At 71.9% G+C, this 20311-nt stretch carries 23 protein-coding genes; 7 read left to right on the top strand and 16 right to left on the bottom strand.

Annotated features, from left to right (window positions below; all coding sequences use genetic code 11):
- Nucleotides 1-52 precede the first annotated feature (52 nt).
- Together ACYVOM_RS08360 and ACYVOM_RS08365 are read right to left on the bottom strand one after the other, a co-directional pair.
- Nucleotides 53-1090, bottom strand: coding sequence for a hypothetical protein (locus tag ACYVOM_RS08360; protein WP_460302670.1), 1038 nt, complete (start codon nt 1088-1090; stop codon nt 53-55).
- Nucleotides 1087-2814, bottom strand: a complete 1728-nt coding sequence (locus ACYVOM_RS08365) for a DUF2207 domain-containing protein (protein ID WP_460302671.1) — start codon at nt 2812-2814, stop codon at nt 1087-1089. The genes ACYVOM_RS08360 and ACYVOM_RS08365 overlap by 4 nt, the downstream gene beginning before the upstream one ends.
- A 225-nt stretch (nt 2815-3039) precedes the next feature.
- Here ACYVOM_RS08365 and ACYVOM_RS08370 point away from each other — a divergent pair, with 225 nt between their 5' ends.
- Complete coding sequence (locus ACYVOM_RS08370; RefSeq protein ID WP_460302672.1) at nt 3040-3504, top strand: helix-turn-helix domain-containing protein; 465 nt, start codon at nt 3040-3042, stop codon at nt 3502-3504.
- Nucleotides 3501-4001, top strand: coding sequence for a hypothetical protein (locus ACYVOM_RS08375; RefSeq protein ID WP_460302673.1), 501 nt, complete (start codon nt 3501-3503; stop codon nt 3999-4001). Before ACYVOM_RS08370 ends, ACYVOM_RS08375 begins: the two co-directional genes overlap by 4 nt.
- 69 nt (nt 4002-4070) lie before the next feature.
- On the opposite strand, the gene ACYVOM_RS08380 is transcribed toward ACYVOM_RS08375, so the two are convergent.
- Nucleotides 4071-4496 (bottom strand): SRPBCC family protein, encoded by a 426-nt coding sequence (locus ACYVOM_RS08380; RefSeq protein ID WP_460302674.1) that lies wholly within the window; start codon nt 4494-4496, stop codon nt 4071-4073.
- A gap of 71 nt (nt 4497-4567) precedes the next feature.
- Here ACYVOM_RS08380 and ACYVOM_RS08385 point away from each other — a divergent pair, with 71 nt between their 5' ends.
- Entirely contained in the window at nt 4568-4957 is a 390-nt protein-coding gene (locus tag ACYVOM_RS08385) for a VOC family protein (RefSeq protein WP_460302675.1), read from the top strand.
- 204 nt (nt 4958-5161) lie between these two features.
- Here ACYVOM_RS08385 and ACYVOM_RS08390 read toward each other — a convergent pair whose 3' ends face one another.
- Both ACYVOM_RS08390 and ACYVOM_RS08395 read right to left on the bottom strand, forming a co-directional pair.
- Entirely contained in the window at nt 5162-5974 is an 813-nt protein-coding gene (locus tag ACYVOM_RS08390) for a lysophospholipid acyltransferase family protein (protein WP_460302676.1), read from the bottom strand.
- Between the two features lie 38 nt (nt 5975-6012).
- The gene (locus ACYVOM_RS08395; protein WP_460302677.1) at nt 6013-6771 is read right to left on the bottom strand and encodes a GNAT family N-acetyltransferase; all 759 of its coding nucleotides are present in this window, start codon (nt 6769-6771) and stop codon (nt 6013-6015) included.
- Between the two features lie 193 nt (nt 6772-6964).
- Between ACYVOM_RS08395 and ACYVOM_RS08400 the strand changes: the two genes are divergently transcribed.
- From ACYVOM_RS08400 to ACYVOM_RS08415, 4 genes are all read left to right on the top strand, one after another.
- Nucleotides 6965-8017: a type III polyketide synthase gene (locus ACYVOM_RS08400; protein WP_460302678.1), complete on the top strand. Its 1053-nt coding sequence runs from the start codon at nt 6965-6967 to the stop codon at nt 8015-8017.
- Nucleotides 8018-8055: 38 nt separating this feature from the next.
- Nucleotides 8056-8583, top strand: coding sequence for an isoprenylcysteine carboxyl methyltransferase family protein (locus ACYVOM_RS08405; RefSeq protein WP_460302679.1), 528 nt, complete (start codon nt 8056-8058; stop codon nt 8581-8583).
- Between the two features lie 196 nt (nt 8584-8779).
- Nucleotides 8780-9574, top strand: a complete 795-nt coding sequence (locus ACYVOM_RS08410) for an SGNH/GDSL hydrolase family protein (protein ID WP_460302680.1) — start codon at nt 8780-8782, stop codon at nt 9572-9574.
- 56 nt (nt 9575-9630) lie between these two features.
- Nucleotides 9631-10275, top strand: a complete 645-nt coding sequence (locus tag ACYVOM_RS08415) for a VOC family protein (protein ID WP_460302681.1) — start codon at nt 9631-9633, stop codon at nt 10273-10275.
- Nucleotides 10276-10323: 48 nt separating this feature from the next.
- On the opposite strand, the gene htpX is transcribed toward ACYVOM_RS08415, so the two are convergent.
- The 11 genes from htpX to ACYVOM_RS08470 all read right to left on the bottom strand — a co-directional run bounded on the left by htpX (nt 10324) and on the right by ACYVOM_RS08470 (nt 20301).
- The gene (gene htpX, locus ACYVOM_RS08420) at nt 10324-11187 is read right to left on the bottom strand and encodes a zinc metalloprotease HtpX (RefSeq protein ID WP_460302682.1); all 864 of its coding nucleotides are present in this window, start codon (nt 11185-11187) and stop codon (nt 10324-10326) included.
- A 95-nt stretch (nt 11188-11282) separates the two neighbouring features.
- A complete protein-coding gene (locus ACYVOM_RS08425; RefSeq protein WP_460302683.1) occupies nt 11283-12776 on the bottom strand; it encodes an NADH-quinone oxidoreductase subunit N in 1494 nt (497 codons plus the stop codon).
- The gene (locus tag ACYVOM_RS08430; RefSeq protein ID WP_460302684.1) at nt 12773-14272 is read right to left on the bottom strand and encodes a complex I subunit 4 family protein; all 1500 of its coding nucleotides are present in this window, start codon (nt 14270-14272) and stop codon (nt 12773-12775) included. The genes ACYVOM_RS08425 and ACYVOM_RS08430 overlap by 4 nt, the downstream gene beginning before the upstream one ends.
- Nucleotides 14269-16251, bottom strand: coding sequence for an NADH-quinone oxidoreductase subunit 5 family protein (locus ACYVOM_RS08435; protein ID WP_460302994.1), 1983 nt, complete (start codon nt 16249-16251; stop codon nt 14269-14271). The genes ACYVOM_RS08430 and ACYVOM_RS08435 overlap by 4 nt, the downstream gene beginning before the upstream one ends.
- A gap of 5 nt (nt 16252-16256) precedes the next feature.
- Nucleotides 16257-16616: an NADH-quinone oxidoreductase subunit NuoK gene (gene nuoK / locus ACYVOM_RS08440; protein ID WP_460302685.1), complete on the bottom strand. Its 360-nt coding sequence runs from the start codon at nt 16614-16616 to the stop codon at nt 16257-16259.
- Nucleotides 16616-17143 (bottom strand): NADH-quinone oxidoreductase subunit J family protein, encoded by a 528-nt coding sequence (locus ACYVOM_RS08445; RefSeq protein ID WP_460302686.1) that lies wholly within the window; start codon nt 17141-17143, stop codon nt 16616-16618. The genes nuoK and ACYVOM_RS08445 overlap by 1 nt, the downstream gene beginning before the upstream one ends.
- A complete protein-coding gene (locus tag ACYVOM_RS08450) occupies nt 17140-17616 on the bottom strand; it encodes a NuoI/complex I 23 kDa subunit family protein (RefSeq protein WP_460302687.1) in 477 nt (158 codons plus the stop codon). The genes ACYVOM_RS08445 and ACYVOM_RS08450 overlap by 4 nt, the downstream gene beginning before the upstream one ends.
- A 13-nt stretch (nt 17617-17629) precedes the next feature.
- The gene (locus ACYVOM_RS08455) at nt 17630-18571 is read right to left on the bottom strand and encodes a complex I subunit 1/NuoH family protein (protein ID WP_460302688.1); all 942 of its coding nucleotides are present in this window, start codon (nt 18569-18571) and stop codon (nt 17630-17632) included.
- The gene (locus ACYVOM_RS08460) at nt 18564-19124 is read right to left on the bottom strand and encodes an NADH-quinone oxidoreductase subunit C (protein ID WP_460302689.1); all 561 of its coding nucleotides are present in this window, start codon (nt 19122-19124) and stop codon (nt 18564-18566) included. The genes ACYVOM_RS08455 and ACYVOM_RS08460 overlap by 8 nt, the downstream gene beginning before the upstream one ends.
- Nucleotides 19109-19939: an NADH-quinone oxidoreductase subunit B gene (locus ACYVOM_RS08465; RefSeq protein WP_460302690.1), complete on the bottom strand. Its 831-nt coding sequence runs from the start codon at nt 19937-19939 to the stop codon at nt 19109-19111. Before ACYVOM_RS08465 ends, ACYVOM_RS08460 begins: the two co-directional genes overlap by 16 nt.
- Complete coding sequence (locus ACYVOM_RS08470; RefSeq protein WP_460302691.1) at nt 19930-20301, bottom strand: NADH-quinone oxidoreductase subunit A; 372 nt, start codon at nt 20299-20301, stop codon at nt 19930-19932. Before ACYVOM_RS08470 ends, ACYVOM_RS08465 begins: the two co-directional genes overlap by 10 nt.
- Nucleotides 20302-20311 lie beyond the last annotated feature (10 nt).

Consider the following 20311-nt stretch of genomic DNA (forward strand, 5'->3'; position numbering starts at 1 on the left):
AGGCGCCCGGCAGGGCCTTCCACCTGGATCTCGACCTACGGTGGATCTCGACCTAGCGGTAGATCTCGACGAAGGGGAAGCGCTGGTCGTCGCGGTCCAGGCCGCCGACGGAGACGACACGTGACGTGCCGGGGACGCCGTCGAGGTCGCCGAGGCCCGGGACACCGTCACGGCGCGGCCCGTAAGCGAAGTCCCAGAGGCCTTCCGGTTCATTCCAGCGCAGGTACGGGGTCTCCTTGGCGTCGCTGGTGCTGTAGGGCAGCATCCACACCCCACCCCTGCCGTCCGTCGTCAGCGTCAGCGCGCCGAGGCCGCGCGGCAGCTTGCGGTCGATGACGCGCCTGCCGTTCCAGCGTACGAGCGTGGTCCCGGTCGAGCCGCGCAGCGCCCAGGCCGTGCCCTTGCCGTCCGCGACGATCTGGGTGATCGCCTTGGTGGAGACCCCTCCGACCTTGATCCGCTTCCACGTCCCGCCGTTCCAGTGCATGAGCAGCGCGTGGAACCGCTTTCCGTCGGGGCTGTAGGTGCCGCCGAGCCAGACGTCGTTCTTCGCCCGGACCTCGACCGTGCTGAGGGTCGTGTTCTTCGGCAGCGCCACCTTCCAGCGCCGCCACGCGCCGTCCTTCCACCGGTGGATGGCCGAGCCCCCGCGGAACAGGTCCTCGGCGACGGACACGGCGGTCCCGTCAGGGGCGGCGGCGAGGTCCACGGGGACGCCCGGCCCCGGGAAGGCCACCTCCCGCCAGGTGTCGCCGTTGTAGTACAGCGCGTGCGCGGCGGTCAGCTCGACGCCCGTGACCCAGGCCTGCTTCGGACCGGAGACGGCGAGCCCGGCGGGCGCGAAAGCGAAGTCGTTGCCCACCCGGCTCCACTTGCGCCCGTTCCACTTCCACAGAGCGAGCTTGTCGCCTTCCTTGCCCGCCGCCCAGCCGAGCTTCGGCGAGGCGAACTCGACGTTGTTGAGCGCCCCCGCCTTCACGGTCTTCACGCCGGGCATCTTGCGCCACTTGGGAGCGGCGCCCTGCGCGGCCGGAGCCGTCAGGAGGGAGGCGCCGAGGAAGACGGCCGCGAAGGCGGCGGCCCGCCTCAACTCTGCCCCAGGGCCGCGACGTCCACCTTGGGCGCCTTGCGGCCGTAGGGCCGCGACTGGGCGATCGCCCCGGAGAGCGCGAAGGTGAACGCGCGCATGGACTCGGCGAACTTCGACAGGTCCCACTCGGCGGGCCCCTCGTACCAGTAGAGGTTGTCGCCCCCCTCGACCCCGGCCGTCTCGACGGTCTTGGCCCACGGCCCCACCGCGTCGAAGACGACGGCGTAGGGCAGGAAGCGGGAGAACAGGGCGATCTTCTGGCGGTCCGGCACCTGCTCGGCGCGGCCCTTCTGCAGGTACTCGCGGAAGCCCAGGGTGCGGGCGAGGACGGCCGAGCCCTTGGCGGTCTTGGCGGGCATGTGCTTGCCGAACGCCGTCAGCGCGAACCCGAACGCGAGGACGCCGAGGCCGACCAGGGCGTAGCTCGTGGCGATCGCCAGCGCCACGGTCCCGACGACGCCGAGCGCGGTGACGACGTAGCCGAGGACCGTCCAGCGCGAGCGCACCGCGTCCGGCCTGCGGCTGAACCAGCCCTGCTTGACGACGTCGACGTACAGCGCAGCCCGCACCTGGGCCAGCTTCGTGGCGAAGGTCCCGCCCAGGGCCGCGAGCTTGACGGTCTCGCGTCCGCCGAGGAAGAGGCCGTCGTAGAGGATCTGCTCGTAAGGCTGGAGGTCGTTGACGGGCCGGTTGAGCCGGCGAAGGGTCCAGTCGCCCTTGCCTTCGGCCTCCTCGATGAGGAGGTAGCCCCGCACAGCGAGGTCGATGACTGTGGCGGCGACATCGATGACGTCGGCCTGCTCGTCGATGAGGGTGCCCACCTGGCCCGGCCGGATGCCGTCCGGAGGCTCGAAGCCCGCTTCCGTGAGCGGAGTCTTCTCCGTGACCTCCGCGCGCGCGTCACGCCCGCGCAGGCGGTGCAGCAGGAAGAAGCCGCCGAGCAGAACGGCGAGCAGGGCCGCCAAGGAGCCGCCCGTGACGGCGTTCATGGCGAAGGACGAGGCGAGCGTCTTGCGCTGCTCGTAGACGGGCTTCCCCGTCGTGTACCCGGCGGGCAGGACGCCCGCGACCGTCAGGTACTCCTCCGGCAGCATCGAGGTCTGGGCGAAGAGCGTCATCCGGCCCGGCTTCGGGCGGCGGAACTCGCTGCATCCCACGACGCTGCTGGGCAAGCCGACGAAGCAGTTGATGCCGCGCACCTCCGCCGCGACGTCGAGGGTGACGGTGGCCTCGGCGACCGGGACGTTCCAGCCGACGGCGGTCCAGCGCACCTCCTGCCCGTTCGGCAGCGGTGCGATCGCGCCCTTGACGTCGTAGTCGAGGGTGTAGGTCTGGACGCCCGTGCCGCCGCCCAGTTTGACGACGGTCCGGTCCTCCTCGACCACCGCGTCGGCGTCGGCGATCTGGGTGCCGCCGCCCACCTTGATGTTCTCCACCGCGAAGATCCGGTCGCGCTCGGCGTCCACCGGGATCCGGGTGGTGAAGATCCGCTCGACGGGGTCACCGCCGCCGGAGGAGCCGTGGTCGAGTCGGACGGTCTCGGTGGCGTGCAGCACCCCGTCCGGCCCGACGGTGAGGACCACCTCGTCGCTCAGCACCCGGTCGTCGGCGTCGGCGAACGCGGCGGCGCGTTCGGCGGCGGTCGGCGGTCCGGAGGCGTGCGCGGGGGTCATCGGGGCGAGCAGGAGGAGGGGGGCGGCGATCAGCCATGGTCGTCCCAGCATGTGCCCAAAGCGTAGTGGCTCCCGATCACGGCCACTATGGGATGCGCAAACCGATCTGCTTGCTGGAGCACGCACTTTTTCACCACGGAACACGCACGAGATCGCCAAAAAATCCGACGATTCGGGGCCCTGACTACGAGATCATGGCAAATTGTGAGCGGACTCACCACGACGACACCGTCGCCCCGCTTGCAATAGCAAGCACTTTCACCGAGGGTGGGACACATGCAAGGACCGAAGGTCGGCTCCATCGGGGAGTACATCCGGGAGCAGCGGCAACGGGCGAAGATCTCACTGCGCCAGCTGGCGCAGCAGGCGGGGGTGTCCAACCCCTACCTGAGCCAGGTGGAACGGGGCCTGCGCAAGCCCTCGGCGGAGATCCTTCAGCAGATCGCCAAAGGCCTGCGGATCTCGGCGGAGGCGCTCTATGTCCAGGCCGGGATCCTCGAGGACCGCGAGGCGGAAAGCGACGTCCAGACAGCCGTCCGGGCCGACCTCACTCTTTCCGAACGGCAGAAGCAGGTGTTGCTCGACATCTACGACTCCTTTCGGAAGGAGAACTCCGCGAACACCGGGCCGGACTCATCGGACCCGGCACCCGAGCACTTTGAGAACCCGGCCTCGCCGGGGCGCCCGGATGCCGGACCGCAGGACGAGGCCCCGTCAGCAAGAGAGGACCTGGAACCATGACCCTCGCCGAGAAGATCCGCGAGAGCAAGGCCGTCTACGCGGGTGCCGGGGCGGTGGACCTCGCCGTGGAGAAGCTCCGCGAAGTCCCCGAGGTCGCCGCGAAGGTGCGCGCCGAGCTCACCGACAACTACAGCAAGTACCGCGAGTCGGTCACCGAGAACGTCGACGACCTGCGCGGTGACCTGAACGAGCGCGTCTCCAAGGCCCGCACCACCGTCACCCTGCGCGTCGACGAGCTCAAGGCCAACGTCGCCCGCTACCAGGAGACCACCGACGCCACCACCTTCCAGGGGTACGTCGCGACCTTCTCCACGAAGGTCGGCGAGGTGATCGACGAGCTCGCCGAGCGCGGCAAGACCGTGATCAACAAGGAGGCCGTCAAGGTCGAGGAGGCCACGGTCGCCGTCCCGCCGAAGCAGGCGGCGCCGGTCGAGGCCGAGACCGTCAAGCCGGCCCCGAAGCCCAAGGCGAAGAGCACGACCGCCAAGAAGGCCTGATCTCCCTCGAAGGGCGCCCCGCCTAGCGGCGTGGCGCCCTTCGGGCGTGTCTGGGGGTGTTGGTGGACGTCAGGGGGATTCGGCGAGGCGGGCGAGCCTCGTCAGGCCCCGGCGCATGAAGGCGCGGAACAGAGGCGAGCCCGCGCGCCAGACGACGGCGGGGACCGGCGGGTCCAGGCTCTCTCCCCAGCCGATCAGGCAGCCTCCGTCCGGCAGCGGCGTCGTGGTGAACCAGCCCTCGCCGCGGATCAGCCGCCCGGTGTGCGCCACCGCGACGCGGCGGCCCGGCTCCCATGCGGTGATCCGCATCGTGTCCAGGAACCCGACCGGGCCGAGCCCCGTCCACCCCTCGACGACCGCGCCGACCCCCAGCCCGCCCGTCGCGCGGGTGAGCGGCATCCACTCACCGTGCCGCGGCCAGTCCGTCAGCACCGCGAACACCCGCTCGGCCGACGCGGCGCTGTGCGCCTCCACCTCGTCCATGACCCGTCCCATCCGGCCAGCATGGCAGGTCCTTTGTCCCGCCCCGGGTTAGCCGCGGCCGACGGCTTCGGCATCATCACAGGATGGAAGTCCTGAGCGGCCGCATCCTGCTGCACCCCGTCGACCCGCACCGCAGCCTCGTCTTCTACCGCGACGTCCTGGGCCTCGCCGTGCACCGCGAGTTCGGCCCGCCGGACTCCCCCGGCACCGTCTTCTTCCTGGGCTCCGGCTTCCTGGAACTCTCCGGCAGCTCCCCTGAGCCTTCCGCCGGCTCGGTCGCCCTCTGGCTCCAGGTCCGCGACCTCGCCGCCGAACACGCCCGCCTCGCCTCCGCCGGCGTCCCCGTCCTCCGCGAGCCCCGCAAGGAGCCCTGGGGCCTCCACGAGATGTGGATCGCCGACCCCGACGGCACCCGCATCGTCCTCGTGCAGATCCCCGCCGACCACCCCCTCCGCCGCGACCAGCGTTCCTGAGCGGTTCGGCCGCCGGAGGGCCGCGCGATTTCCGCCAACGCACCCGGCGACCCGCTTCGTCCGCCTACCGGTCGAGGTGGTGGGACGTGCGCGGCAAGAAGGCGTGGACGCGGGCGCACGGGTTCGTGCACCTGGAGACGACAGGAGCGCACGAAGGTTCCCGGACGACCGGACGGCGCTGATCGGCGCGCGGGCGGCGGGCCGTCATGCCGGGCTGAGCTGATGTGCGGGGGCCGGTACCGCGGGCGCGAGGAGGGAGGCGATATGGGCGGCCAGGGAGCGGCGGGTGTCGGAGGGGGAAGGGTGCAGGGGCGGGTGGAGGTGAAGGGAGAGGGAGAGGGTGGTGGCGGTGAGGACTCGGCGTAGGGAGAGGGTGAAGGGGTCGGTGCCCACATAGGCGGGGAGGGTCGAGGGGTGGGGGCCCTGGCGGTAGGTGAGGGTGACGGGGCGGATGGGGGCGGCGGCGTCCAAGGCGGCTTGGAAGACGGCCCGGTGCAGGTGGCCGGGGGTCAGGCAGCGGGTGGTCCCTTCGGGGAAGGCCACGACGGACGTGCCGGCGCGGAGCAGGGCGGCGATGTCGGCGACGGTGCCGGGCAGGGAGTGCAGGCGGTCGCGGTCGATGAAGCAGGTGCCGGCGCGGCGGGCGAGGCCGCCTATGAGCGGCCAGGTCCCGACCTCGCGTTTGGCGAGCATCGTCACCGGCTCCAGGGACAGCAGGGCGGGGATGTCCAGCCAGGACACGTGGTTGGCCACGATGAGCGTGCCCGTCGGCCCCGGCACGCTCAGCGCCGGACCCTGCGCGTTCCCCCGCACGGCGTGAAGCCTCCGGGCGGGCCGGGCGGCGTCTTCGCCGGGAGGCTCGGTGGTGACGGTGATGTCGAGGGCGGTCAGGAGCGCCCGGGAGAGCGGGACGAGGTCGCCCGGGCCGCTGGGGACCGCCCGAGCGAGCACGCCCGCGAGGCGCGCGCCGCGGAGCGCGGCGGTGTGCCTCGGAACGGGGGGCAGGGCGGCCGCCACGCACGCCGACGTGCACGGCGACCGGGGGGCCCAGGCGTTCACCGCTCGGCCAGGAAGAAGCGCCGGTAGCGCTCGTGCATGCCGTCGAGGTCGAGCAGCACGAAGAAGTCGGCGGTGCCGAAGTCCGGGTCGTGGTGCGGCTCACCGCAGATCCACGCGCCCATCCGCAGGTAGGCGCGCAGCAGCGCGGGCGTGGCCGCGAGCTCGTCCGCCGCGCCGTGCCGCGCGGCCGGGCGCCACGGGGTGTGCGGGCGGACGGCGATGCCTTCGGGGGCGGCGTGGCGGGCCGCGGCGAGGGTCCGGACGTGGGCGGCGGCGCGGCCTCCGTCGTCCAGCGAGACCGAGGCGCAGCCGCCGAGGTAGCGGTGCCCGGACAGCAGGACGTACCTGGCGATACCCGACCACAGCAGGGTGATGACGGCCCCGGTGCGGTGCGCGGGGTCGACGCAGACCCGGCCGGTCTCGACCATCGAGGCGCGGACCTCCTCCGGCATCCCGGACAGGTCGAACTCGGTGGCGGCGTAGGACGGCCCCCGTCCGGGCGGGAACAGCCGGTAGGTGCCGACGACCTCGTCCGTCGCCGTCTCCACGACCAGCAGGTGGTCGGCGTGCTCGTCGAAGGGGTCGACGTCGTGGCCCGGGACCGAGGTGTCCAGCAGCGCGCCCTGCTCGGTCGCGAAGACCCTGTGGCGCAGGCGCTGCGCCGCGCGGACCTGCTCCTCGGTGTCGGCGACGCAGACGGTGTAGGAGGCGACTGGGGTCTCGCTGCGCAGGGGTGTGGGCAGGGGTGTCGTCATGGGGGCTCCCGCGGTCGGCGGGCGCGCGGACTCGGCCCGTCGCACGAACCATCGGCCGCCAGGGCGCACGTCCGGCGACGGCCGTCGAGCGCCCACCGGAACTCCCGGTGAAGTCCGGTCTCCCGGCGCGTCTTCGCCCGCGCTTGGCTCCGATGTGCCCCGGTCTTGGGCGAGAAAGGATTCTCATGGAGTCATGACGCGTATCGCGGCGGTCCGCGGGGTCCTGCCCGAGCACCGGTATGCCCAGGAGGAGATCACCGAGGCGTTCGTCGCGGGCTGGGGGCTGACGGGGACCAAGCGGTCCCTGCTGGAGCGGCTGCACACGGCGGTGGGGGTGCGGACGCGGAGCCTGGCGCTGCCGATCGGCGGCTACGCGGGCCTCGACGGCTTCGGCGGCGCCAACGACGCCTACATCGCCGCGAGCGTGGACTTGGGGGCCCGCGCCCTCACCGGGGCCCTCGCCGACGCGTGCCTGGCCCCGAAGGACGTCGACCTCATCCTCACCGTCTCCACGACCGGGGTGGCCGCCCCGTCGATCGACGCGCGCATCGCCGCGAAGGTGGGGCTGCGCACTGACGTGCGCAGGGTGCCCGTCTTCGGGCTGGGCTGCGTGGGCGGGGCCGCGGGGCTCGCCCGCGTCCACGACCATCTGCGGGGCTGGCCGGGGCACGTGGCCGTCCTGGTGTCGGTGGAGCTGTGCTCGCTCACCCTCCAGCGCGCCGACCTGACGCCCGCCAACCTCGTCGCCACCGCGCTGTTCGGGGACGGCGCGGCCGCCGTCGTCATCTGCGGGGCCGCCCACGACCGGCCGGGCGCGCCCTCCGTGCGCGCCACGCGGAGCCGCCTCTACCCCGACTCCGAGCACCTGATGGGCTGGAAGGTCACCGGCGACGGGTTCGGCGTCATGCTCGACCCGGACATCCCCGAGATGGTCCGCGGCCACCTCGCCGACGACGTCCGCGGCTTCCTCGCCGCGCACGACCTCGCGCCGGAGGACATCAAGACGTGGATCTGCCATCCCGGCGGGCCGAAGATCATCGACGCGGTGGTGGAGACCCTCGGCCTCGCGCCCTCTGCGCTGGCCCTGACCAGGACGTCCCTCCAGGAGAAGGGCAACCTGTCGTCCGCCTCTGTGCTGCACGTCCTGTCCGACACCATGGACGCCTCGCCGCCGAGCGGGGGGCACGCGCTCCTGATGGCCCTCGGCCCGGGCTTCTGCGCCGAACTCGTCCTGCTGGACTGGTGACGCGGTGAGGTGGCCCGTCACCGCCCGGGGGCGCTGACATGGACTGGTACGCGGCGCTGGTCGGCCTCGTCGCGCTGGAGCGGCTCGCCGAACTCGCGGTGGCGCGCAGGAACCTGCGGTGGAGCCTCGCCCGGGGTGGTGTGGAGTCGGGCGCCGACCACTACCCGGCCTTGGTCGCCCTGCATGTCGGGCTCCTTGCCGGCTGCCTCCTTGAGCCCGTCGTGTTCGACCGCCCTTTCCTGCCCGCTCTCGGCTGGCCGATGCTCGTCCTGGTGGTGGCGGCGCAGGGCCTGCGCTGGTGGTGCATCCGTACGCTCGGCCCGCAGTGGAACACCCGGGTCGTGGTGGTGCCCGGGTTGCCTCGCGTCTCGGGCGGGCCGTACCGCCTGTCCTGGCTGCCTCATCCGAACTACCTTGCGGTCGCCGTTGAGGGCTTCGCCCTCCCCCTCGTCCACACCGCGTGGATGACCGCGCTCGCCTTCACCCTCCTCAACATCCCCGTGACGGCGCTCCGCCTCCGCACCGAGAACACCGCCCTAAGGGCGCTCGACCCCCGCGAGGCGTAAGGCCGAACGTTCACTTCGCTTCGCCAACGGCCTCGGTGGGCCTCATCTGCGGCGATCACCTAAGGCGACGGACGGGCACGGAAATCGCGGCTAGGCGATGACGATCACTCAGTGGTAGAAATCACCCGTCACGTGACGTCATACGAATAACCCTCCTGTCGAACCCCTTTCCCCCCCTCACGTCAGGAACCCCGCCTTGCGCAGATACCCCCTGCTCTCCGCCCTCCTCGTCACACTCTCCACCCTCGCCGCCACCTTCGGCTTCGCCACCTCGGCGCAGGCCGCGACCGTCCGCTATGTCGCACTCGGCGACTCCTACTCGTCCGGGACGGGCGCGGGCAGCTACGTCGACTCCACCTGCCAGCGCAGCTCCAAGGCCTACGCCTACCTCTGGTCCCTGGAGACCGCCCCCTCCTCGTTCAGCTTCCAGGCCTGCTCCGGCGCGACGACGGCCACCGTGACCTCGTCGCAGCTCAGCGCGCTCAGCTCCACCACCACGCTCGTGAGCATCACCGTCGGCGGCAACGACGTGGGCTTCGCCGATGTCATGACCGACTGCGTCCTCGGCACCACGGCCACCTGCACGACCGCCGTGAACACCGCCAAGGGCCTGATCTCCTCGACCCTCCCGGGCCGGCTGAGCACCCTGTACGGCAAGATCCGCACCGCCGCCCCGAACGCGAGGGTCGTCGTCCTCGGCTACCCGGTCTTCTACAACCTGGCCCTCGACAGCGGCTGCATCGGCCTCAACACCACCAAGCGGACCATCCTCAACCAGGCCGCCGCTCAGCTCAACAGCGCGGTCTCCGCAGCCGTCTCCGGCCGCGCGAACTTCGTCTTCAAGAGCGTCGTGAGCGCCTTCAGCGGCCACCAGCTCTGCGACTCGACCCAGTGGATCCACGCGCTCGCCTGGCCGCTGGGCAGCTCCTACCACCCGACCGCCGCAGGCCACTCCGGCGCTTACCTGCCCGCCTTCAAGTCCGTCGTCTGACGCCCTGAGGCCCCGGTCCGCGTCCGGGTCGGGGCCTTCCATGATGAGATGGGCGGGTGCGCGCAGAACACCGGGAAGGCCCGGGAACAGGCCGGCTCGACCATCTCGTCGTCGCGGGCCCCGACCTGGCCGAGGCCGTCGCGTGGGTGGAGGACGCCCTGGGCACCCCCTCGGCCGAAGGCGGCGCCCACCCCGGCATCGGCACCCGCAACCGGCTCATCGGCCTCGGCGGCGGAGGCTATCTCGAGGTGATCGGCCCCGACCCGGCGCAGCCCGCGCCCGGATCGCCCCGGCCGTTCGGCATCGACGCGCTGGACCGGCCCCGGCTCGTCGGATGGGCGTGGGCCGTGCCGTCCGGGGAACTCGCCGACCGCGCCGCGCGCGCCGCCGCCGCCGGATTCGATCCAGGTCCGCCGCGCGCCATGTCGCGCCGCACGCCTTCGGGCGCCCTCGTGAGCTGGCGGCTGACCCCGCTGCGCGCCGGGCTCCTGCCCTTCCTCATCGACTGGGAAGACAGCCCGCACCCTTCGGAGGGCCTCCCGGGCGTCGCCTTGCGCTCCCTGGAACTCCTCACCCCTGAGCCGGGCGCCATCGCGTCGGGCCTCGCCGCCCTGGGCGCCCGCGCGGACGTCCGGCAGGCCTCCCATCCGGCCCTCGTCGCCCATCTGACGACCCCGGCCGGCGCCGCCACCCTCACCTGAGGGGCGCGGCCTGCCAGTGCAGATGCCGCATCGGTACGGGTGCGGCCGTCAGTGCAGGTGCGGGTACTGGCCGGGCCCCGCCATGCGCTGGAGGCGGGCGATGCGGTCCTCGATGGGCGGGTGGGTCGAGAAGAGCTTGGAGAAGCCGCCCGGCGCGAACGGGTTGGCGATCATGAGCGCGCTCGCCGACTCCAACTGCGGGTCGGCGGGCAGCGGCCGGGCGCGGACCCCGCCGGAGATCTTGCGCAGCGCGCTGGCCAGGGCCATCGGATCGCCGGTCAGCTCCGCGCCGGACTGGTCGGCCTGGTACTCGCGGGTGCGGCTGATCGCCATCTGGATGATGCTCGCGGCCAGCGGGCCGAGGAACACCATGAGCAGCGAGCCGATGATGCCGGGGCCTCCGCTGCGGTCGTTGCCGCCGCGGAAGAACATGCCGAGGTACGTCAGGTAGGTGATGACGGTGGCGAGCGCCGCGGCGAACGACGAGATGAGGATGTCGCGGTTGTACACGTGCGACAGCTCGTGCCCGATGACGGCGCGCAGCTCGCGCGGGTCGAGCATCTGCAGGATGCCGCGGGTGACGCAGACCGCGGCGTTGCGCGGGTTGCGGCCGGTGGCGAACGCGTTGGGCTGCGGCGTCTCGGAGACGTACAGGCGCGGCATCGGCTGGCGGGCCTGGGTCGACAGCTCGCGGACCATCGCGTAGAGGCCGGGGGCCTCGACCTCGCTGATCGGATGGGCGCGCATCGACCGCAGCGCGATCTTGTCGCTGAAGAAGTACGCGACACCGTTGCTGACCAGCGCGATCACCAGCGCGATCGTCAGCCCGCCGCGTCCGCCCAGCGCGAATCCGATCAGCAGCATCACCGCCGAGAGGGCGCCGATGAGCAGCGCCGTCTTGATGCCGTTCATGTCCGAGAACCTCCCCTTGGCCCTACAGACGAAACAACGGAGGCACCTGGGTAAACGTTCCTTGACAGCCGGATCCGGGGTTTTCCGGCGGACCGTCAGCCGACGGCGAGGGTGGCGTGCAGGAGCAGGTTCGGCAGGACCGACAGCACGACGGCGCCCGCGGCGGTGAGGCCGAGGGCGACCCGGAACGGGAGGCCCCTGGGCATGAGGCCGGCGCCCTCCTCGCCTTCGGGGGCGAACAGCCGGACGGCCCACACCGCGTAGTAGTAGAGCCCGATGACGGTGTTGAGGGCCATGACGACGGCGAGCCACACGACGGGGCCCGTCATCACCGCCTCGAAGACCACGACCTTGGCGATGAGGCCCATGATGCCCGGAGGCAGGCCGGCGAGGCAGACGAGGAAGAACGCCAGCGCCAGCCCCTCCGCAGGGTTCCGTCGCGCGAGGCCTCGGTAGGACGCGAGGAGGTTGCCCTCGCCTCCTTCGGCTTGGAGGCTTCCGCGCCGGTTGGCGAATCCCGTCACGACGGCGAAGGCACCGAGGTTCATCACCGCGTAGAAGCCGAGGTATCCGGCCATGGCGGCGACGGCCGCGGTGACGGTGTCGCCGCCCACGGCCAGGGGCGCCAGCATGTACCCCGACTGGGCGACCGACGACCAGGCGAGCAGCCGGATCGCCTTGGTCTGGCGCAGCGCGAGCACGTTGCCGACGGTCATCGTCAGCGCGGCCAGGACGGCGAGCAGCGGCCCCCAGACCCCGCCCCGGTCGGGGAAGGCGAGGGCGACGACCAGGCCGAGCGCGGCGAAGCCGCCGGCCTTGGAGACCACCGAGAGGAACGCCGCGACGGGCAGCGGCGCGCCCTCGTAGACGTCGGGCGTCCAGGTGTGGAACGGCACGGCCGCGACCTTGAACGCGAACCCGCAGATCACCAGGACGATCCCGGCGGTCAGCACGGGCTCCAGTTCCGCCGGGACGACCGCGGTGGCGATCCGGTCGAAGTGCAGGGCTCCGGTGGAACCGTAGACGAGGCCGATCCCGAAGAGCAGCACCGCGGTCGACACGACCGACACGAGCAGCAGCTTCACCGCCGCCTCGGTGGCCCGGCCGTCGTACCGCCGCAGCGCGACGAGGGCGAAGACGGGCAGGGCGAGGGTCTCCAGCCCGACGGCGAGCAGGACGAGGTCCCGGGCGGCGACAAGGCTCAGCGCCCCGGTGACCGAGCAGAGGAGGAGGAAGTAGTACTCCCCCAAAGGCACGTCGGCGAGGGCGAGGTCGGAGAGCGACAGCAGGACGACGAGCACGGCCGCGGCCAGCACGATGCCCTGGAAGACGAGGGTGAAGTTGTCCGCCGAGTAAGAGCACGAAGCGGGGCCGCCGTCGCGCAGCGACTCGGGGACGCAGAAGGTTCCCCGCACGCCCCCGCCCGCCAAGGCGAGCACGGAGACGAACCCGGCGAGCAGGGCCCCGGCCGTCGCCCATCCCAGGATCCGCCCGCGCACCTCGAACGCCCCGGCGAGCAGCACCGCGACGGCGGCGGCCGCGGTGATCAGGACGGGCGCGACCGCCCCGTAGTCGATCTCCTGGATCATGATCCGGCTCCGATCAGCGCCCGCACCGGGCCGTCCGTGAGGGCCAGCAGGACCTTGGGCCACAGGCCGACGAGCAGGACGAGCACGATGAGCGGCGTCCAGGCCGCCCACTCGGCCCCCCGGACGTCGGCGACGGTCTCGCCGGTCGCCTCGAAGGCCGCCGACCGCCCGTGCGTGATCTTGCGCAGGAGACGCAGGAAGTACGCGGCGGTGAGGACTGCGCCCACGGCGGCGACCGCCATGAGGACGAGGAAGGTGTCGCGCGGAAGGCCCGCGGCAGGCTTGTAGGCGCCTACGAGCGTCATCATCTCGCCCCAGAACCCGGCCAGCCCCGGCAGCGCGAGGGAGGCCACGCAGGCGAACGTCAGTACGGACGCCAGGCGGGGCGCCCGAGCGAGCATCCCGCCTCCGAGCCCGGCCAGGTCGCCCGTTCCGTAGCGGTCCTTGACCGAGCCCGCGAGGAAGAAGAGGAGGCCGGTGATGAGTCCGTGCGCGATGTTCCCGAAGAGCGCGGCGTTGAGCCCGACGGGGGTGAGGGTGGCGATGCCGAGCAGCACGAAGCCCATGTGCCCGACCGACGAGTAGGCGATCATCCGCTTCAGATCGGTCTGGGCGAGGCAGGCGAGGGCGCCGTAGACGATCCCGACCGCCGCGAGGACGCCCAGCCAGGGCGCCCAGTAGGCCGCGCCTTCGGGCGCGGCCGGGACGGCGATGCGGATGAGGCCGTAGGTCCCCATCTTCAGCAGGACGCCCGCGAGGAGCACCGAGCCGACCGTGGGCGCCTCGGTGTGCGCGTCGGGCAGCCAGGTGTGCAGGGGCCAGACCGGGGCCTTCACCGCAAGGCCCAGGCCCGCCAGCGCGAACGCGGCGACCTGGACGCCGTGCGGCAGCCCGCGCCCGTGCTGCTCGGCCAGCGCGATCATGTCGAACGTGCGGGCGTGCCACCCGATGAGGACGAGTCCGGCGAGCAGGAGCGCCGAGCCGCCCAGGGTGAAGAGCAGGAACTTGTAGGCGGCGTGCCTGCGCCGCGGGCCGCCCCACAGGGCGATGACCGCGAACATCGGCAGCAGGACGATCTCGAAGAAGACGAAGAACAGAATGAGATCGAGCGCCAGGAAGGTCCCGATCATCCCGAATTCCAGGATGAACAGCAGGGCCGTGAGCAGCCGCGCGTTCTTCACCTCGTGCTTGCCGAGGTACACGAAGCACAGGAACACGAGCAGGGCCGTCAGCACGACCAGGGGCAGCGACACCCCGTCGATCCCGAGGTGGAACCGCACGCTGAGCGCGCTGATCCACGGCTCGTTCATGCGCTGCTGCATCCGCGCGGGCGTCGCGTAGTCGAAGGCGGCGGCCTGCACGAGCGCCATGGCCAGCACGAAGCCCGACACCCAGCGCCCGAAGCCCACCGGGTCGCGGGCGATGAACCCGATCCGCGCGTAAGGCAGGACGGCCGCCAAGAGCGGGATCCAGAGGAGGTGGACGAGAGTGCTCATGTCAGGGCCACCACCGCGAGGACGAGGAACACGGCGCCGGCGAGCACGCCGGTGAGGTAGGTCTGCGGGTCGCCGTTCTGCGGCAGCCGCGCCAGCCTGCCCGCGAAGCGGACCGCCGGGACCGACGACTCCACGACCCGGTCGACGACGTGCGTGTCGAGGCCGCGCACGCCCTTGGCGAGGAGGCGGACGGGGCGCACGACCGCGAAGCCGTAAAGCTCGTCGACGTAGAAGGCCCGCTCAAACGGCCGGCGCAGGAATCCCAGCCGGGAGGCCGGGTCGCGGGCGGGGTCGTCGCGCCAGGACAGGTACACCGCGGCGAATCCCGCGGCGGTGAACAGCAGCCCCATCGCGGCGGGCGCGAGGTGCGGCCGCAGGTCCGCGTTCCCGAGCCCGGCGAACCCCAGGACGAGCGACGCGACCGCGAGCGCGACGACGGGCCACTTCATCGCGCCCGGGGCCTCGTGCGCCTGCCTGGACGGCCCGAGGAAGGTCAGCAGCCAGGCCCGGGTCGAGTACGCGGCGGTGAGGGCGATCGTGGCGAGGAGGCTCAGGTACAGCGCCCAGGCCACCGGCCCGGGGATGCCCACGCCCCCGTGCAGCGCGTTGTCCTGGACGTGCTCCAGCACCGCGTCCTTGGAGAAGAAGCCTGACGTCGGAGGCACCCCCGCGAGGGCCAGGTACCCGATCGTCATCGACACGAAGGTGTAAGGCATCGCCTTGGCCAGCCCTCCCATGTCGGCGAGGAGGTTGGAGCCCACGGCGTGGATGACGCAGCCCGCGGCGAGAAAGAGCAGCGCCTTGAAGGCACCGTGCGTCATCAGGTGGAACACGGCCGCCGACTTCGCGCCGACGGCCAGGGCCGCGGCCATGACGGCGAGCTGGCTGATGGTCGAGTAGGCGAGCACCCGCTTGAGGTCGGACTGGGCGAGCGCCGCGAGGGCCGCCCCGAGCATCGAGACCGCGGCGAGGACGCCGAGGACGGCCAAGGAGGCCGGCGCGGCGAGGAAGACCCCGTACAGGCGGGCCACCAGGTAGATGCCCGCGGCGACCATCGTCGCCGCGTGGATGAGCGCGCTGATCGGGGTGGGGCCCGCCATCGCGTCGGGAAGCCAGGTGTGCAGCGGGAAGAGCGCGCTCTTGCCCGCGACACCGCACAGCACCAGCAGGGCCGCCGCCAGAACCGCCCCCGAAGGCAGCGAGTCGGCTTTCGCCAGGACGGTGCCGATGTCGAAGCCGCCCGCACTCACGCCGAGCACGATGAAGCCCAGGAGGAGGCCCGCGTCTCCGATCCGCGTCACCAGGAAGGCCTTGACCGCGGCCCGCGAGCCCGTCTCCTCCTCCCAGTGGTGGCCGACCAGGAAGTACGAGCAGACGCCCATGACCTCCCAGCCGACGTACAGCACGATGAGGTCGCCCGCGTAGACGACGAGGAGCATCGCCGCCGTGAACAGCGACACGAACGCGGCGTAGGAGGAGTACCGGGGCTCGTCGCGCATGTACGCGACGGAGTAGACCTGCACGGCGAGCGCGACGAGACCGACGAGGACGCCCAGCAGAGCGGCCAGCCCGTCTATGGACAGCCCGACGGAGATCTCGGGCCCGCCCGTGGGAAGGGTCGTCAAGGTGCTCTGGCGTACGCCCGGGCTCAGCCAGGCCGTCAGGCCGATGACGGTGGTGAGCGCCGCGGCGAGCACCGTGGGCAGCACCGCGTAGATGGCCGGCCCGAGTGCGCCGCGCGAGCCGCCCCCAGGGGCGGCGGCCTCGGCGGGCAGCCCTTCGGCGGGCACCGGAGCGCCCTCGACCGAGGGCTCGGCCTCGACGTGCGCCTCCGCGCCCCGGGCCTCCGTCGGCGGGACGGGCGGGCGGGAGGCCCCCGTGCGCAGGCCGAGTTCGGCGAGCCGCCGGGTCGTCCACGGCCCGAGCAGCAGCCCGAGCAGCGCGCCGAGGAAGGGCAGGGCGATCGCCTGCGCGGCCATGACCGTCACCGCGCCTCCCCTGCGGGAGCCGGGAGCGCGGGAGCGGAAGCCGGAAGATCGGACTCGCGCAGCGTGTCCTGCCGGTCGACGTCGATGTTCCCCCGGTTGCGGAACAGCAGCAGCACGATCGCGAGGCCGAGGCCGACCTCGGCGGCGGCGATGACGATGGTGAACAGCGCGAGCACCTGGCCGCCGTGCAGCGCGTCCTTCAGCCACACGTCGAACGCGACGAGGTTGACGTTGACCGCGTTCAGCATCAGCTCGGCCGACATGAGCACGAGGATCGCGTTGCGCCGGGCGAGCACCCCGTAGACGCCGACGGCGAACAGCAGCGCGGAGAACACCGCGGGATAGGCGACGGACATCAGCCCTCCTCCCGGGTCCGGGACGACGCGGCGCGCCGCGCCTTGGACAGCACGATCGCGCCGACGAGCGCGGCGAGCAGCAGCACCGACAGCACCTCGAACGGCAGCACCCACTGCCGGAACACCGCCGCGCCGATCGCGTCGCCCGAGCCGCCGCCCGGATCCAGCTCGATCCGTGCGTTCCTGAACCCCCGCCACAGGACCGACGCGAGGACCACGGCGGTCCCGAGCGCCACGACCAGGGCCGCGGGTCGGTTACGCGAGTCCAGGCCCTCGGCGGGGCCCACAGGCGCGCGGGTGAGCATGATGCCGAACAGCAGCAGCACCACGATCGACCCGACGTAGATGAGCACCTGCACCCACGCGACGAACTCGGCGGTGAGCACGAGGTACATCCCGGCCACGGCGCCGAAGCTCACGACGAGCCACAGCGCCGCGTGCACGATCTGCTTCGTGGTCACCGTCGCCAGGCCCGCCGCGACCGCGACGACACCGAGCGCGGTGAACACGATCTCGGCCGTCGTCACCGCAGCTCCTTCGGCGGGTCGGCGTTCGGCTCGTGGGCGGGCGGCGGAGGCACCGTCCACATCCACTCGCGCAGCCGCTCGCGCTCGTGCGTCAGCTCGGCAATGTCGTAGGAGGCGTACTCGAACTCCGGCGACCAGAACAGCGCGTCGAACGGGCAGACCTCGACGCAGATCCCGCAGTACATGCACAGGGCGTAGTCGATGGCGAACCTGTCGAGCACGTTGCGCGCCCGCGCGCGGGCCGAGCCCTCGGCGGGCAGCGTCTCCTTGTGCGAGTCGATGTAGATGCACCAGTCGGGGCACTCCCGGGCGCACAGCATGCAGACGGTGCAGTTCTCCTCGAACAGGGCGATGACCCCGCGCGAGCGCGGCGCGAGATCGGGCGACACGTCCGGATACTGCCGGGTGACCGACCGCTTCATCATCGTCCGCAGCGTCACCGCGAGGCCCTTGGCCAGGCCGGGCTTCTTCACGCCATCGCCACCTTCACGCCATCGCCACCTTCACCACGCCGGTCAGCGCGAGCTGCGCCAGGGAGATCGGCACCAGCCACACCCAGGCGAGCCGCTGGAGCTGGTCCTCGCGCATCCGGGGGAACGACACCCGCACCCAGATGACGACGAAGGCCAGCGCGAACACCTTGATCAGCGTCCACATGACGTCGGGCAGAAGCGGTCCCTTCCACCCGCCCAGGTACAGGACGGTCGTCAGCGAGCAGAGCACCAGGATCCCGGCGTACTCGGCGAGCAGGAAGAACGCGAAGCGCAGTCCGCCGTACTCGGTGTACGGGCCGAAGATGACCTCGGAGTCGGCCACCGGCATGTCGAACGGCGGCCTGCGCAGCTCGGCGAGGCCCGCGACGAAGAACACCGCGGCCGCGCCCGCCTGCCAGAACAGCCAGTACCAGCGCCACTCCTCGACGATCCCCGACAGGCTGAGCGTCCCGGCCGCCATCGCGAACGAGGCGGCGGACAAAACCATCGGCAGCTCATACGAGACGAGCTGGGCGGCCACCCGCATGCCGCCGAGCAGCGAGTACTTGTTGGCCGACGCCCAGCCCGCCATGATCGAGCCGATCACGCCGATGCCCATCACGGCCAGCGCGAAGAACAGCCCGAGCGACAGGTCGACCGCCACCTGCCCCGGCCCGACCGGCACGACGGCGAGCACCACCAGGTAGGGCACGAGCGCGACGCCGGGCGCCAGCAGGAAGATCCGCCGGTCGGCCCCGGCGGGGACCACGTCCTCCTTCTGCGCGAACTTGACCCCGTCGGCGATGAGCTGGGCCCAGCCGTGGAAGCCGCCCGCGTACATCGGGCCGAGGCGGCTCTGCATGTGCGCCATCACCTTGTGCTCGGCCTGGCCGATGACCAGAGGCAGCGTCAGGAAGGCGACGGTGACGAGGACGAGCGCGACGACGTCACGCATTGGGCCCCCAGCCTTGCGGGACGCCCGGCGGGAGGTTCTTGCGCCGCGAAGGCGCACCGCCGCTCTCACCCGGCTCCTTGGCGCCCGGCCACGGCTTGACCACACGCGCGGCCAGGACGAAGTCCTTGCGCAGCGGATGGCCCTCGAACCCGTCGGGCAGCAGCAGGGGCACCAGGTTCGGATGGCCCTCGAAGACGATCCCGAACATCTCCCACGTCTCGCGCTCGTGCCAGCCGGCGCCGCGGTACACCCCGACGGCCGAGGCGAGCACCGGCGCGTCCTTGGGCACGAGCGTGCGCAGCAGCACGTGGTGGCGGCCCTCCAGCGAGTAGACGTGCGCGACGACGCGGAAGCCCTCGTCGAGCTCGTCGACGCCGGTCAGCCAGTCGAAGAACGCGCAGCCCAATCCGTCGCGCGCGAACTCCAGCGCGTCGGTCCACGCCCCCGCAGGGACATCGACGGTCAGGTCGCCAAGGCTCAGCGCGAACACGGCGTCGGGGAACGCCGCCGCGAAACCCTCCTGGATCTCCGAAGGCGTCATTCGTCCGTCCACCCCGGGATGATCGTGTAGTCGCTGACCCGCTTCGGCCGCGCCTTGTCCGGCCTGGCCGGTTCCGGGCCCTCCGCGGGCGCGTCCACCGCGGGCGTGTCGAGCGTCTGGGTGTCGAGCGTCTGCATGTCGAGCGTCTGCGTGTCGAGGGTTCGGGTGTCGAGTGTCTGCGTGTCCGCAGGGCCGAGCCCCTGGGTGAGGGCCTCTATGCCCTGCGTAGGAGTGTCGTTCTCCACGAGGATCTCCGGCACCGGCTGCAGGGGCCGGAGCAGCACGCTCGCGGGCGCGTCCCATACGGGTGGGGGAGGCTGCGGCCCGGAGTACCGGTCGCCGAGCGACTCCCCGGCGATCTTCTCCTGGAGCCGGACGATCCCGTGCAGCAGCGCCTCGGGCCGGGGCGGGCAGCCGGGCACGTACACGTCCACCGGGATGATCTGGTCGACGCCCTTGGTCACGCAGTAAGAGTCCCAGTAAGGGCCGCCGCAGTTGGCGCACGACCCGAACGAGATGACGTACTTCGGCTCGGGCATCTGCTCGTACAGCCGCCGGATCGCGGGCGCCATCTTGTCGGTGACGGTCCCGGACACCACCATGAGGTCGGCCTGGCGCGGCCCGGGCGCGAACGGGATGACGCCGAGCCGCATGAAGTCGTGCCGGGCCATCGACGCGGCGATGAACTCGATCGCGCAGCAGGCGAGCCCGAAGTTGAACACCCAGAGCGAGTACCGGCGGCCCCAGTTGAGCACGAACTTGACCGGCTGGGGCGCGAGCTTCGACAGAGGCCCCACCGACGGTTCGGGGAGGTCCACTACACCCACGAGAGCACACCCTTCTTGTAGGCGTAGAGGAGCCCGGTCGCCAGGAAGCCGAGGAAGACGAACATCTCGACGAGGGTCAGGCCGCCGAAGCCGTCGAGGCTGAACACCGTCGCCCAGGGAAACAGGAAGATGGCGTCGACGGCGAACACGACGTACAGGTACGTGAACACGTAGTACCGGACATAGGACTGCGCCCAGCCTTCGCCGACCGGGTCGACACCGCACTCATAGGTCGTGAGCTTCTCGGGTGTGGGCCTGTTCGGCCGCAGCAGCCGATTCGCGGCGAGGCCTCCCGCGACGATCCCGCCGCCGATGAGGAAGAGGACCGCGACGAGGACGTAGGAGCCGTAGTAGTCGCGCACTCAGGCACTG

This window comes from Actinocorallia aurea, assembly GCF_054783995.1.